Below are 12,710 nucleotides of genomic sequence, written 5' to 3'. Positions count from 1 at the left end.
TCAGAGGTAGAGGCGGGCGCGGCATCGACAGGCCGCGCCTCGCTGGTTCGATCCGCCGTAACGGCTGAGGGGTAGGGAATGGCGCTGATAGAGATGCTCGGCTTCGGGCCGGAGGGCTGGGGCGGCGTGTTGCTGCTCGCGGCGTTGATGACGGTCGCGCTCACGCTGGCGGCGCTCGCCGTCGGCGCGGTGTTCGGCGCGCTGGTGGCGGCGGCCAAGCTGTCGCGGTTTCGCACGCTGCGCGTGATCGGCGACATCTACACCACGGTGTTTCGCGGCGTGCCTGAACTGCTCGTCATCTATCTGTTCTATTTCGGCGGCTCCACGCTCGTCACGACTGTCGGCCAATGGTTCGGCGCGGAGGGTTTTGTCGGCGTGCCGCCGTTCGTGATCGGCGCGCTCGCGGTCGGCATGATTTCCGGCGCGTATCAGGCCGAGGTGTACCGCTCGGCGGTGCTCGCGGTCTCGCGCGGCGAACTCGAAGCCGCGCGCTCGATCGGCATGCCCACGCTCACCATGGCGCGCCGCATTCTGATTCCGCAAGTGCTGCGTTTAGCGCTGCCCGGCATCGGCAACGTGTGGCAATTGAGCCTGAAGGATTCGGCGCTGATCTCCGTCACGGGGCTCGCCGAATTGCTGCGCACGAGCCAGGTGGCGGCGAGTTCCACGCATCAATACTTCACGTTCTTCGTGGTGGGCGGCGCGCTGTATCTGCTGATGACCGGCATCTCGAACCGCATTTTCAACCGCGCCGAAGCACGCGTGGGCCGGTCCTTCAAGCGCAACTTCGCGCGCAACTGACGAGGACGGACATCATGCATTTCGACTTCGACTTCCTTCTCGATACGCTGCGGCAACTGCTGGTGGCGGTGCCGACCACGCTCGGCCTGTTCTTCTGCTCGCTGATTCTCGGCGGCTTGCTTTCCCTCGTGATCGTCACGATGCGCGTATCGCCGCATTGGCTGCCGAACCGCTTCGCACGCGCTTATATCCTGGTGTTCCGCGGCTCGCCGCTGCTGATCCAGATGTTCCTCGTCTACTACGGCATGGGTCAGTTCGGCGTGATTCGCGAGAGCTTCCTGTGGCCGGTGCTGCGCGAGCCGTACCTGTGCGCGGTTTTATCGCTGGCGTTGTGCACGGCCGGCTATACGGCGGAAATCATTCGCGGCGGCTTGATGGCCGTGCCGGTCGGCCAGATCGAAGCGGGTTATTCGATCGGCCTGTCGGGCTTCGCGCTGCTGCGCCGCGTGATCGGTCCGATTGCGCTGCGCCAGTGCCTGCCCGCGTATTCGACCGAAGCGGTGCTGCTCGTCAAATCCACCGCGCTCGCGAGCCTCGTTACCGTGTGGGAAGTGACCGGGGTCGCGCAGCAGATCATTCAGCAAAGCTACCGCACGACCGAAGTATTCATCTGCGCGGCGCTGATCTATCTGTTCCTGAACTTCGTCATCGTGCGTCTGCTCGGCTACCTCGAGACGCGTCTGTCGCGCCATCTGCGCGCCGCGCCCGCGCAGGCCGCGCCGAGCCGGCCGGTTTCGGCCACCGCCGAAGCACGCCGCGCCGCGCCCTGAACGGCCGCCCATCCCGGATGAATCTGGAGAATCCCATGAACGCTGCGGCACCCGTTGCACTCTCGGTCAAGAACATTCACAAGTCGTTCGGCGACCATCACGTACTCAAGGGCATTTCGCTCGACGCCCATCAAGGCGACGTGATTTCGATTCTCGGCGCGAGCGGCTCGGGCAAGAGCACGTTTCTGCGCTGCCTGAATCTGCTCGAAACGCCCGACGACGGCCTGGTCGCGCTCGCCGGCGAGGAACTGAAAATGAAGCGCCGCGGCGACGGCAAGCTGCAACCGAGCGATCGCCGTCAGGTCGACCGGGTGCGCTCGCAACTCGGCATGGTGTTCCAGAACTTCAATCTCTGGTCGCATATGACGGTGCTGGAAAACCTGATCGAAGGCCCGATGCGCGTGCAAAAACGCAGCCGCGCCGAGTCGGTGGAAGAAGCCGAGGCGCTGCTCGCGAAAGTCGGCCTCGCGGAAAAGCGCGGCCACTATCCGGCGCATCTGTCGGGTGGTCAGCAGCAGCGCGTGGCGATCGCGCGCGCGTTGGCGATGCATCCGAAAGTGATGCTGTTCGACGAGCCGACCTCCGCGCTCGATCCCGAACTGGTGGGCGAAGTGCTGCGCGTGATGCGCTCGCTCGCCGAGGAAGGCCGCACCATGCTGGTCGTCACGCATGAGATGGGTTTCGCGCGGCACGTATCGAATCGCGTGATGTTCCTGCATCAAGGCCAGGTGGAAGCCGACGGCACGCCCGACGAAGTCTTTGTCGAATGCAAGTCGGACCGCTTCCGGCAATTCGTGTCGAGTCATCAGGACCGCACCACCAACTAATCCGCAGCACTTGGCTACCTTACCGCGCAGAGCACCATCATGGCCGTGATCCGTTCCGATCGTCCTCTCGACTGGGCTCAGGTGGCGGCCATCGCCGCCGGCGAGCCGCTCGAACTTTCCGCCGACGCCCGCGCGCGCATCGCGGCGGCGCGCGTGCTCGTCGAACAGATCGTCGAGCGCGGGATTCGCGCCTACGGCGTGAACACCGGCGTGGGCGCGTTGTGCGACGTGATCGTGTCGCCGAGCGAACAGCGCACGCTGTCGCGCAACATTCTGATGAGCCACGCGGTCGGCGTGGGCGCGCCGCTCGGTGTCGCCGAGACGCGCGCGATCATGGCCGCGGCCGTCAACAACTTCGCGCACGGGCATTCCGGTATCCGCCTGGAAGTCGCCGATCAACTGGTCGCCTTGCTCAACGCGGATTGTTTGCCCGAGGTGCCGGCATTCGGCTCGGTCGGTTACCTGAGCCATATGGCGCATATCGCGCTGGTGTGTATCGGCGAAGGGCATGTACGTCATCGCGGCGAGCGGCTCAAGGGGCGCGACGCGCTGCAACGGCTCGGCCTCGAACCGCTCGTGCTCGAAGCCAAGGAAGGGCTGAGCCTGATCAACGGCACGCCGTGCGTGACCGGCCTCGCGGCGTTGGCGCTCGCGCGCGCCGCGCGTTTGCTCGACTGGACCGACATGGTCGCCGCGATGAGTTTCGAGAACTTGCGCGGCCAACTCGCGGCCTTCGCCGAGGATTCGCTCGCACTGCGCATTTCGCCGGGGCTGAACCTGGTCGGCGAACGCATGCGCGCGGCGCTCGCCGACAGCGGCATTCTCGCGGCGGTGGTCGGTCATCGCACGCAAGACCCGCTGAGCATGCGGACCATTCCGCACGTGCACGGCGCGGCGCGCGACGTGCTGGCCGCGACCGCGGTCGTGGTCGATCGCGAACTCGCGTCGATTACCGATAACCCGATCGTCGCCGGCACGCCCGAGGATCCGCGCGTCTATTCGCAGGCGCATGCGGTGGGCGCGTCGATCGCACTCGCGATGGACAGCCTCGCCACCGCGATCGCGCAAGTCGCCGCGATGGCCGAGCGGCGTCTCGACCGTCTGGTCAATCCGCTCGTCAGCGGCTTGCCGGCTTTTCTCGCCGAGCCGGGCGGCACCTGTTCCGGCTTCATGATCGCGCAGTACACGGCGGCCTCGCTGGTCGCGCAGAACCGGCGTCTCGCGATGCCCGCGAGTCTCGATGGCGGCATCACGTCCGGCTTGCAGGAAGACCACCTGTGCCATGCCACGCCCGCCGCGCTCAAGGCGCTGGAGATCGTCGACAACGCCGGGCGCATCGTCGCGATCGAGTTGCTGGCGGCGGCGCAGGCCTACGATCTGCAACGCGTGGACGCGCCGCGCGCGCCGCATACCGACGCGCTGTGGCAACGCGTGCGCCGCGTCGTGCCCACCTACCGCGACGACCGGCCGCTCGCGGACGACATGAGCATTGCGTTTCGCATGATCGCCGACGAGGCGCCGCCGCCGCTGCCGAACCCGGGTAACATTGGGCCCCGGCCGGTTACCTCCGGGCGCGGCCCGGAGCTTGCTGTGCTGGCGAACGTGGCGAACGTGGCGAGTGTGCCGGATACAGGCAAGCTCGACGCAAGCGCGCATGGCGCGGCCAATGACGCAACCGCGGCTCCAACCATGAACGCGGCCAACCAAGGGCCAACCGTCGCCCGCGAGGCGTGATGCAGACATCCGGTGAGCGGGCTACCCGCCTGCGAACCGGCGAAAGTGGACAATCCGAACACACCGTGTACTACCCGCGTACCACCCACGAGGTCGACGTGAACACTATTACAAACACAAACGCGCAAACCGCAGACACGCAGGACCGCCTTGATGGTCCCGATCGCAGCCCGGAGACACCCGCGAAGGCGATGCCCGCCTACGAGCAGATCAAGCGCTACGTAATCAGGCGCATCAGTGAAGGCGACTGGAAGCCGGGCGGCCTGATTCCATCGGAAACGGAGCTGGTCAAGGAGTTCGGCGTTGCGCGCATGACCGTGTCGCGTGCGCTGCGCGAGTTAACGACCGAACGCGTGCTCACGCGCGTGCAAGGCTCGGGCACCTTCGTCGCGCCGCAACGCTACGAATCGACGGTACTGGAAATCCGCAATATCGCCGACGAAATCGCCGCGCGCGGTCATCGTCATTCGGCCCGCGTGCTTACGCTCGAACCGAGCGACGACCCGCAAGCGCTCGAAGCGCTCGGACTCGCGAGCGGCCCGGCGTTTCACTCGTGCATCGTGCACAGCGAGGAAGGCGAGCCGATCCAGTACGAGGACCGCTACGTGAACCCGAAGGTATTCCCCGACTACCTGCAACAGGACTTCACCGTCGAGACGCCGAATCACTACATGGTGCGGCTCGCGCCGATCCAGCGCGCGGAGTTTCGCATCTACGCGCAAAAACCCGACGCTTATGTGCGGCGGCATCTGCTGATGGATATCGGCGAGCCGTGCTTGCAGCTATGGCGCCGCACCTGGGTGGGCGACGATGTGGCGACCTCGGTGCAGTTGTGGCACCCGGCGTCGCGGTTTCATCTGGCGGGGAACGTGTAGCGCGGGTTGGCGCGGATTGATATGTCGTGCCGTCAACCTTGACGCTGCGACATATCCGGCGAAAACCGGCAGCCCAGCCGATAGCGCGAGCCCGGATGCACGAAACGCGCGAACGTCACCGCCACACCGCTCGTCCATGTGCGGCGCATCAGCGTGAGGCACGGCTCCTCAGCGCGGATTTCGAGCAGATCCGCTTCGGCGCGCGTCGGCAGACCCGCGTCGACCACATGCTCGACGTCGTGCGCCGGCACGGTCTCGAACAGATACTCCGACGGCCTGATCGTCGAAAAATCCTGCTGCAAAAAATCCGGCGCGGTCGCGGGATTCACGTAGCGATCCTCCAACTGCACCGGCAAGCCGTTCTCACGGTGCACGCAAATCACATGGAACACCGAAGCGCCCGGCGCGAGGCCCAGCGCATTCGACACCATCACCGAGGCCGTTTCGCGTTGCGACAGCAGCGTGTTGTAGCTGTACTCGTGGCCGCGCGAGCGGATCTCGTCGCCGATATGCGCGATCATCAGCAGCGTCGATTGCGGCTTGCTTTGCGCGACGAAGGTGCCGACGCCGGATACGCGCGTGACGAGCCCTTCGTCCGCCAGCTCGCGCAGCGCGCGATTCACGGTCATGCGCGACACGCCGAGCGTCGCGACCAGATCCAGTTCGGAAGGCAGGCGGTCGCCCGCTTGCCGCGCGCCCGATTCGATGATCGCGCGGATATGGTGTTTCACCTGTTCGTAGCGTGCGGCCGGCGCGTCGTCGGCGGGGCGCGTGGATCGCGCGGCGCGCGTGGTTCCCGTCGCGCCCGTGGCTTTCGGCGACGCGGCGGGCGGCGGCTTGTCGTGGGCTCGGCTGCGAACGGTGGAGGACATCGGCGTTCTCGCGCTACAGTCCGCGTGACGCTTGCGCGGGTGCCAATTCGCGCGCGCTCATAGCGGCTCCACGTCATCGGGACCGCGCGTCCAGAAGGCGTTGCGGTCGAAGTAGTTTTGCAGGAACTGCCGCAAGCGCGGCTGCCCGGCATCGTGAAAGACTTCGCGCGGTTCGCCTTGCACGGCGATGCGGCCTTGATCGATGAACATGACCTTGTCGGCGACCTGCGCGGCAAAGCCCATTTCATGCGTGACCACGGCCATCGTCATGCCGTCGCGCGCGAGCTGCTTCATCACTTGCAACACTTCGCCCACCAGTTCGGGATCGAGCGCGGAGGTCGGCTCGTCGAACAGCATGATGTGCGGCTCCATCGCCAGCGCTCGCGCAATCGCCACGCGTTGCTGCTGACCGCCCGAGAGTTTCGCGGGGTACGCATCGCCTTTATGCGCGAGGCCGACCGTTTCGAGCATCGCATTCGCGCGGCGGCGCGCTTCGTCGCGTGAAAGATGACGCACGCGCAGGAGCGCTTCCGTCACGTTGCCGAGCGCCGTCATGTGCGGCCACAGATTGAACTGCTGAAACACCATGCCGACGTTGCGCCGCACGCGATTGATCTCGCCCTGCGAGGCGCGCACGCGCTTGCCGCTGCGCTCGCTGTAGCCGAGCAGTTCGCCTTCGATGCGTACCTCGCCGTGGTCGTAGGTTTCGAGCGCGGCGAGGCAGCGCAGCAGCGTGCTCTTGCCCGAGCCCGACGGGCCGATGATGCAGACCACTTCCGAGCGGGCGATCCGCAGGTCGACGCCGCGCAGCACCTCGACTTCGCCGAAGCGTTTGCGCAGATCGCGTACTTCGATCAGCGGCGCGCCACGCGACGTATCGGCGGCAGCGGTGGAGGCGGAGGAGGGCATGTCGGCGATGGCGTTCATAAGGTGGTCCCGATTGCGTTCATGCCATGAAGCGTGCGATGCGGCTTTCGGCCCACATGCCCGCGCGCGACGTGAGTTCGACCAGCGCGAGATAGCACACGCACAGCACCAGCAGGGTTTCGACGAAGGCAAACGTGGCCGAGCCGATGCCGGTCAGCACGAACGTGAGTTCGGGCACGGTAACGATCGACAATACCGCCGTTTCCTTGCTCAGCACGATGATCAGATTGGTCAGCGCGGGCACGATCAGCACGAGCATCTGCGGCACCTGAATGCGCAGGACGGCTTGCCAGCGCGTGAGGCCGAGACACGCGGCCGCTTCCAGATGACCGGGCGGCACCGATTGAAAGCCGGAGCGGAACGCTTCGGCGAAATACGCGCTGCCGTAGAGGCCCAAGCCGAGCACGCCGGCCGTCATCGGTTCGAGCGTGAGGCCGAAGGACGGTCCGCCGTAGTAAAGCAGAAACAGTTGCACGAGAAAGGGCGTGCCGCGAAACAGTTCGATATGGAGGCGCAGCAGGCCACGCACCCAGCGTCCGCAAAAGAGCTGCAGCACGGCGATCAGGAAGCCGATCAGCATGCCGATCGCGACGCCCGCGGCCCACGTGCCGAGCGTGGTCGCGAGGCCGGCGGCGATCGGCTGAAGGTTGTGCGTGATGACGGCGGGGTCGAGCGTTTGCATGGTTTGCTTTCGATCTCGGGCTCAGGCTCGCTGCAAGCGGTATTCGGCGGCGTGCGCGATGAGCGCGAGCGCACCGCAGATCACGAAGTAAATCAGCCCGGCGGCCAGATACGCTTCCAGCGGCCGATACGTACTGGCGGCGATGTTCTGCGCGGTGCGCGTCAATTCGGCCACGCCCACCACCGAAATCAGCGACGAAGCCTTGATCAGCAGCACCATTTCGTTGACGAGCGAGGGCAGCGTCAAGCGAAACGCTTGCGGCACCAGAATGCGCCGCAGCATGTCGAACGGCGAAAGCCCAAGCATGCGCGCTGCTTCCAGATGGCCCGGCGGAATGCTCAGAAAACCGCCGCGCAGAATCTCGGCGATATACGACGCGGAACACAGCGACACGGCGCTGATCGCGGCCACCACCGGCGACACGTTGATGCCCGCGAACGGCAGCAGGTAGTACACCAGCAGCAGTTGCACCAGCATCGGCACGCCGCGAAAGAAGAATACATAAGCGCCGCCGAACATGCGCGCCGCGCGGTTCGTGGAAAGCCGCGCGGCACACACGCCGACCGCGACGAAGAAACCGATCAGCAGACCCGTCAGCGAAATGCCGATGGTGGCGAGCGCCGCATGCAACAGCAGCGGCAAGCCCTGGACGAAGACGGTTGTGCTGAACATGAGCGTCGCACTCGCTGGAACGGGGAGGGCGATGCGGCCTGTTGAAAAGCGCGCATCGCCTGCATCGAAACGATGGGTCGGGAGCCGTCAATAGTTCGGCGTGGGCATCGTACTGGGTGCGTCCATCGCGACGCCGAACCATTTCTTCTGCAAGGTCGCGAGGCGCCCGTCGTTGTGCATCTTCACGAGCGCGGCGTTGAAGGCGTCGGCGAGCGGCTTGCTGTCCGCGTCTTTACGCAGGCAGTAAGCAAAGTACACTTTCGCGCCGAACGGCGGCTGCACCACGGCGAACGTTTCGGGACGTTGCTTCGCCACATACGCGATGTTGGTCATCGAGTTCGCGACCGCCGCGATCCGGCCGGCGGCGAGATCGGCGTAAGCCTGATTGTTGTCGACGTATTCGCGGATTTCAGGCGGCTTCGGCAAGGTGGCGACGTAGCTCTTCAACTGATCGAGTTGCGCCGAGCCCTTGCCCGCGCCGACCGTCTTGCCCGCGATGTCCGACGATTGCTTGACCGAAGCATCGTTGGCGCGCTTGAGCAGCGCGTCGGTGGCGTCCGCGATCGGCAGCGTGTACGTGTAGCGCTCCATGCGCGCCTTCGTGACCGTGAGCGGTCCGCCCACCATGTCGAACTTGCCCGCTTCGAGACCCGGCAGCACGCTCGGCCACGGCAGGTCGATGAAGCGCACCTTCACGCCCAGTTCCTTGCCGACCTCGGCGAACAGATCCTTGTTGAAGCCCGCTTGCTGGCCGTTTTCGAGGAAGTCGAACGGCGCGAACTGCATCTCGGTGCCGACCACCAGTTCGCCGGCTTTCTTTACTTTTGCGAGCTGGTCTTCGGCGTGGGCCGCGACGCTTGCCGCGCACAACGCCAGCATGACCAAACGACACTTCCAGCCTGCAAGGATGCTCATGAGATTCTCCGGGTGGCAAAGCGGTGTCGCACGAAAGCGGTCCGCGAACGGGCACGGCGCGAGTCATGCGAGGCAGTATATACCGCGTTTTTCGCGCGAAACAAATAAACGCGCGAGTAGAGAAAAGCCCTTACGTGAAGCGCCGCGAAGCAACTTGCGAGTGTGCTTTTGGCGGTATATACAACTGGGATGCGCGAGGCGCGCGAATTTGCGGCACCCCTTGCGGCACCCCATTCGCGCCGCGCATTGAGCAGTCGAATCGACCGGCCTTTCATGGAGCAACGCGATGCCTGTGACCCGCATTCCGATCATCGATTTCGCCGGCGTTCGCGCGGGCGATCCGCCGGCCTTGCAGCATGCCGCGCGGGAAATCCGTGAAGCGTGCACGACCATCGGCTTCTTTTACATCGTCAATCACGGCGTGCCGCAAGCGACGATCGACGCAGCCGCGCAGGCGGCGCGCACGTTCTTCGCGTTTCCGGTGGAGACCAAGCGGCGCGCGGCGGTCAATCATCGGCATCGCGGCTTCAATGCGCTCGGCGACGCGACCATGTATCAGGCCACGCGTCCCGACTATAAAGAGTTCTTCAGCATCGGCCTCGAATTGCCGGAGGACGATCCCGACGTGCTGGCCGGCCAGGCGCTGCGCGGCCCGAACAACTGGCCCGACTTCATGCCGGAATTACGCCCCGCGTTGTATGGCTACTATGAAGCGGTCGGGGCGTGCGGCGCCGATCTGCTGCGCGCGGTGGCGGTGAGTCTCGGCGTCGACGAACAGTTCTTCGCGCCGCGTTATACGAAGCGGATGCAGCGCACGCAGATGGTCTACTATCCGCCGCAGCCGCCCCAATCGGATGCCGATCAGTTCGGTGTCGCGCCGCATACCGACTACGGCTGCATCACGCTGCTCTGGCAGGATCAGGTGGGCGGCTTGCAGGTGCGTGAGATCGCCAACGACACCTGGGTGGAGGCGCCGCCGATCGAAGGCAGCTTCGTCGTGAACGTCGGCGATCTGCTCGCGCGCTGGACCAACGACCGCTTCCGCTCCACGCTGCATCGCGTGATCAATGCGTCGGGGCGCGAGCGTTATTCGATCGCGACCTTCTACGATCCGACCTACGGCGCGCGGGTCGATCCGCGCGAGCTCGGCACGAGCGAGGCCGACCTGAAGTATCAGCCGGTTGCGGCAGGCGACTATATCCTCGGGCGCATCAACGATTCGATGGGTTATCGGAAGAAGCAGGCACGCGAAGGAACGCAAGGAACCACTGCATGACGGATAACAGCAGGGAAAACAGCGGGATACACAGCGGGACGCACAGCGCGGCGCCGCTTGCCGCGACACTCGATGCACTGCGCGCCGCGCTCGGTGACGATGCGGTGCGCGTCGGCGCAGAGATCGGCGAACGCGCGCTCACCGACTGGACGCGCCACGATCCGACGCGCCCCGCCGCGGTGCTGCTGCCGCGCGGCACGGAAGAAGTCTCGCGCGCGCTGGCGATCTGCCATGCGGCGCATCAACCGGTGGTGCCGCAAGGCGGCATGACCGGTCTCGCGGGCGGCGCGATTGCACGCGCCACGGATATCGCGTTATCGCTCGAACGCTTGAGCGGCGTCGAGGAAGTCGATGCCGCGTCGGCCACGCTCACGGTGCGCGCCGGCACGACCTTGCAAGCCGCGCAGGAAGCGGCCGCCGAAGCGGGCTTCGAACTCGCGCTCGATCTCGGCGCGCGCGGCTCGTGCCAGATCGGCGGCAATCTGGCGACCAACGCGGGCGGCAACCGCGTGATCCAGTCGGGCACCGCGCGCGATCAGGTGCTCGGGCTGGAAGTGGTGCTCGCCAATGGCGACGTGCTGACCTCGCTCGGCAAGATGGTCAAGAACAATACCGGCTACGACCTGAAACATTGGTTCATCGGATCGGAAGGCACGCTCGGCATCATCACGCGCGCGGTGTTGCGGCTCCATCCGCGGCGCGCGGCGCGTCACACGGCGCTGGTCGCGCTCGACGGGTACGACGGCGCCGTGAACCTGCTGCGCCGTCTGTCGACGCGTTTCGGCAACGACATCGGTGCATTCGAGATCATGTGGCCGGACTTCTATGATTTCGGCGTGAAGCTGACGGGCACGCGCTCGCCGTTCGCCGACCCGCATCCGCTTTATGCGCTGATCGAACATGCGGGCTTCGATTCAGGCGACGACGGCGAACGTTTGGCCGCCGCGCTGACCGAAGCGCTCGACGCCGGCGCGATCCGCGACGCGGTGATCGCGCAGTCGGTGGCCGATGCGCGCGCGCTGTGGGCGATTCGCGAGTGCACCGCGGAATTTCCGGTGCGGCTGGATGCGATCAACTTCGACGTGAGCCTGCCGATCGGCGAGATCGGCGCGTTCGTCGACCGTTGCCGCGCGGCGCTCGATCGGCGATGGCCGGGCAACGTGGCGTATTTCTTCGGGCATATCGGCGATTCGAATCTGCATGTCACCGTCGACGGCCATTCGCTTGACGGCGTCGAGCATCACGCCGTGTATGCGTTCGTCTACGAGATGCTGCGTCCGCTGCACGGATCGGTGTCGGCGGAACATGGCATTGGCTTGCTCAAGCGCGAGTTTCTGCCGATTTCGCGCTCAGCCACGGAACTGGCGGCGATGGCCGCGATTAAACATGCGCTCGACCCGCACGGCATCCTGAATCCGGGCAAGCTGTTTTGAGCGCCGCGCGAATGTGCAATTTACCGCGGCGCGGTGTCGGCGTGCGCCAGCAGTTCGCGAGCGTAACGCCGGTAGAGCCAGGAGAGCGAAGCCGCCACCAACACGACCAACGATACATTCAGCAGCGCCTCGACAACGCTGAGGGACTTGCTCGAATAGTCGTTCGGCATGGACACGCCCAAGGCGATGCCCACCAGTACGGCTACGACGATAAGCGGCAGACAGGCGACGACGCCGACACCGAACATGTTCCAGACATGCCCGCGGCTGTCGCGCCATGCGGCGCGCAGCGTGAGGCGGCCGCCGAGCGCAATGGACGGGTAGAGCAGGATCAGCCGGAAAGACACGAACAGACAGATCGCGATCACAGGCAGATAGACGAGGCCCGCCAGCTTGAACCCGCGCGTGGCGGTGTAGGTGAGCCCCATCGCCGCGAGCACGATCAGCATGCTGGCGAGCCACACCGCCAGATAACGGCCGAGCGGCTTGCCATTCAGCGGCATGAGCGGGTTCGCGCCTTCGCCGAGCAGCACGAAACGATGCACCTTGATCGTCAGCACGCTGGACACCACCATCTGCAACGCGAAAAAGCCCAATGAAAGCAGCGCGTGGCCGAGTAGCGCGGCCGGGGCCACAGCGCCCGCGGCGTTCGACGGCCGCTGGCCGATCAGTAGCGAAGTACAGGCGAACACCGCCCAAACGCCGACGAACAGCCACGGCATCTGCGTGACGGCTTGCCACGAACTGATCCATCCTTTCTTGACGCAGGCCCCGAAGGTCAACTGTTCCATGTTTTGTTTAGCGCTCGCTATTCGTTGAGTGCCCGCATATTAACCAAAGTATTTTCAAATGCGAGCTTTAGTCGTCGATGCGAATACCCGCGATGATTTTTCAATTGCCAGTCGGGAAAAATCAACAAAGGCGTA

The 12,710-nt window shown here is 65.3% G+C and carries 13 protein-coding genes; 7 read left to right on the top strand and 6 right to left on the bottom strand.

The features are described 5' to 3' along the window. The first annotated feature begins 78 nt into the window (after positions 1-78). The 5 genes from CUJ90_RS18960 (at position 79) to hutC (CUJ90_RS18940) (ending at position 5,007) form a co-directional block, all read left to right on the top strand. Positions 79-801, top strand: a complete 723-nt coding sequence (locus tag CUJ90_RS18960) for an ABC transporter permease (protein ID WP_114163657.1) — start codon at positions 79-81, stop codon at positions 799-801. A gap of 14 nt (positions 802-815) precedes the next feature. Beyond that, positions 816-1,571: an ABC transporter permease gene (locus CUJ90_RS18955; protein WP_114163656.1), complete on the top strand. Its 756-nt coding sequence runs from the start codon at positions 816-818 to the stop codon at positions 1,569-1,571. Between the two features lie 35 nt (positions 1,572-1,606). Next, positions 1,607-2,398, top strand: coding sequence for an ABC transporter ATP-binding protein (locus CUJ90_RS18950; RefSeq protein ID WP_114163655.1), 792 nt, complete (start codon positions 1,607-1,609; stop codon positions 2,396-2,398). Positions 2,399-2,437: 39 nt separating this feature from the next. After that, the gene (locus CUJ90_RS18945) at positions 2,438-4,132 is read left to right on the top strand and encodes an HAL/PAL/TAL family ammonia-lyase (RefSeq protein ID WP_114163654.1); all 1,695 of its coding nucleotides are present in this window, start codon (positions 2,438-2,440) and stop codon (positions 4,130-4,132) included. 191 nt (positions 4,133-4,323) lie between these two features. After that, positions 4,324-5,007 carry a histidine utilization repressor gene (gene hutC / locus CUJ90_RS18940; protein ID WP_090518852.1) on the top strand — a complete coding sequence of 228 codons (684 nt, stop codon included), beginning with the start codon at positions 4,324-4,326 and terminating at the stop codon, positions 5,005-5,007. Positions 5,008-5,039: 32 nt separating this feature from the next. On the opposite strand, the gene hutC (CUJ90_RS18935) is transcribed toward hutC (CUJ90_RS18940), so the two are convergent. The 5 genes from hutC (CUJ90_RS18935) to CUJ90_RS18915 all read right to left on the bottom strand — a co-directional run bounded on the left by hutC (CUJ90_RS18935) (position 5,040) and on the right by CUJ90_RS18915 (position 9,075). After that, the gene (gene hutC, locus CUJ90_RS18935; protein ID WP_114163653.1) at positions 5,040-5,879 is read right to left on the bottom strand and encodes a histidine utilization repressor; all 840 of its coding nucleotides are present in this window, start codon (positions 5,877-5,879) and stop codon (positions 5,040-5,042) included. A 57-nt stretch (positions 5,880-5,936) separates the two neighbouring features. Next, on the bottom strand, positions 5,937-6,806 hold the full coding sequence (locus CUJ90_RS18930) for an amino acid ABC transporter ATP-binding protein (protein ID WP_114163652.1): 870 nt from the start codon (positions 6,804-6,806) through the stop codon (positions 5,937-5,939). Positions 6,807-6,825: 19 nt separating this feature from the next. Further along, entirely contained in the window at positions 6,826-7,488 is a 663-nt protein-coding gene (locus CUJ90_RS18925; RefSeq protein WP_114163651.1) for an amino acid ABC transporter permease, read from the bottom strand. Positions 7,489-7,509: 21 nt separating this feature from the next. Then, the gene (locus CUJ90_RS18920; protein WP_114163650.1) at positions 7,510-8,160 is read right to left on the bottom strand and encodes an amino acid ABC transporter permease; all 651 of its coding nucleotides are present in this window, start codon (positions 8,158-8,160) and stop codon (positions 7,510-7,512) included. Between the two features lie 87 nt (positions 8,161-8,247). Beyond that, entirely contained in the window at positions 8,248-9,075 is an 828-nt protein-coding gene (locus CUJ90_RS18915; RefSeq protein WP_073431903.1) for a transporter substrate-binding domain-containing protein, read from the bottom strand. A gap of 286 nt (positions 9,076-9,361) precedes the next feature. Between CUJ90_RS18915 and CUJ90_RS18910 the strand changes: the two genes are divergently transcribed. Beyond that, positions 9,362-10,351 carry an isopenicillin N synthase family dioxygenase gene (locus tag CUJ90_RS18910; protein WP_114163649.1) on the top strand — a complete coding sequence of 330 codons (990 nt, stop codon included), beginning with the start codon at positions 9,362-9,364 and terminating at the stop codon, positions 10,349-10,351. Further along, positions 10,348-11,784 carry an FAD-binding oxidoreductase gene (locus CUJ90_RS18905; RefSeq protein ID WP_208645273.1) on the top strand — a complete coding sequence of 479 codons (1,437 nt, stop codon included), beginning with the start codon at positions 10,348-10,350 and terminating at the stop codon, positions 11,782-11,784. The genes CUJ90_RS18910 and CUJ90_RS18905 overlap by 4 nt, the downstream gene beginning before the upstream one ends. A 20-nt stretch (positions 11,785-11,804) precedes the next feature. On the opposite strand, the gene CUJ90_RS18900 is transcribed toward CUJ90_RS18905, so the two are convergent. Next, complete coding sequence (locus tag CUJ90_RS18900) at positions 11,805-12,575, bottom strand: hypothetical protein (protein WP_114163648.1); 771 nt, start codon at positions 12,573-12,575, stop codon at positions 11,805-11,807. Positions 12,576-12,710 lie beyond the last annotated feature (135 nt).

This window comes from Paraburkholderia terricola (assembly GCF_003330825.1).
In the GTDB taxonomy this organism is placed as follows: Bacteria; Pseudomonadota; Gammaproteobacteria; order Burkholderiales; family Burkholderiaceae; genus Paraburkholderia; species Paraburkholderia terricola.
The sequence above is the reverse complement of the archived record's forward strand: the minus strand, read 5'-3'. Positions and strand labels throughout refer to the sequence as shown.

What these genes read in the sequence shown, in the direction of transcription:
- CUJ90_RS18945 (WP_114163654.1), top strand. Translation starts at nt 2,438, where the DNA reads ATGGCCGTGATCCGTTCCGATCGTCCTCTCGACTGGGCTCAGGTGGCG.
- CUJ90_RS18930 (WP_114163652.1), bottom strand. Translation starts at nt 6,806, where the DNA reads ATGAACGCCATCGCCGACATGCCCTCCTCCGCCTCCACCGCTGCCGCC.
- CUJ90_RS18950 (WP_114163655.1), top strand. Translation starts at nt 1,607, where the DNA reads ATGAACGCTGCGGCACCCGTTGCACTCTCGGTCAAGAACATTCACAAG.
- CUJ90_RS18955 (WP_114163656.1), top strand. Translation starts at nt 816, where the DNA reads ATGCATTTCGACTTCGACTTCCTTCTCGATACGCTGCGGCAACTGCTG.
- CUJ90_RS18915 (WP_073431903.1), bottom strand. Translation starts at nt 9,075, where the DNA reads ATGAGCATCCTTGCAGGCTGGAAGTGTCGTTTGGTCATGCTGGCGTTG.
- CUJ90_RS18910 (WP_114163649.1), top strand. Translation starts at nt 9,362, where the DNA reads ATGCCTGTGACCCGCATTCCGATCATCGATTTCGCCGGCGTTCGCGCG.
- hutC (WP_090518852.1), top strand. Translation starts at nt 4,324, where the DNA reads ATGCCCGCCTACGAGCAGATCAAGCGCTACGTAATCAGGCGCATCAGT.
- CUJ90_RS18900 (WP_114163648.1), bottom strand. Translation starts at nt 12,575, where the DNA reads ATGGAACAGTTGACCTTCGGGGCCTGCGTCAAGAAAGGATGGATCAGT.
- CUJ90_RS18960 (WP_114163657.1), top strand. Translation starts at nt 79, where the DNA reads ATGGCGCTGATAGAGATGCTCGGCTTCGGGCCGGAGGGCTGGGGCGGC.
- CUJ90_RS18925 (WP_114163651.1), bottom strand. Translation starts at nt 7,488, where the DNA reads ATGCAAACGCTCGACCCCGCCGTCATCACGCACAACCTTCAGCCGATC.
- CUJ90_RS18905 (WP_208645273.1), top strand. Translation starts at nt 10,348, where the DNA reads ATGACGGATAACAGCAGGGAAAACAGCGGGATACACAGCGGGACGCAC.
- CUJ90_RS18920 (WP_114163650.1), bottom strand. Translation starts at nt 8,160, where the DNA reads ATGTTCAGCACAACCGTCTTCGTCCAGGGCTTGCCGCTGCTGTTGCAT.
- hutC (WP_114163653.1), bottom strand. Translation starts at nt 5,879, where the DNA reads ATGTCCTCCACCGTTCGCAGCCGAGCCCACGACAAGCCGCCGCCCGCC.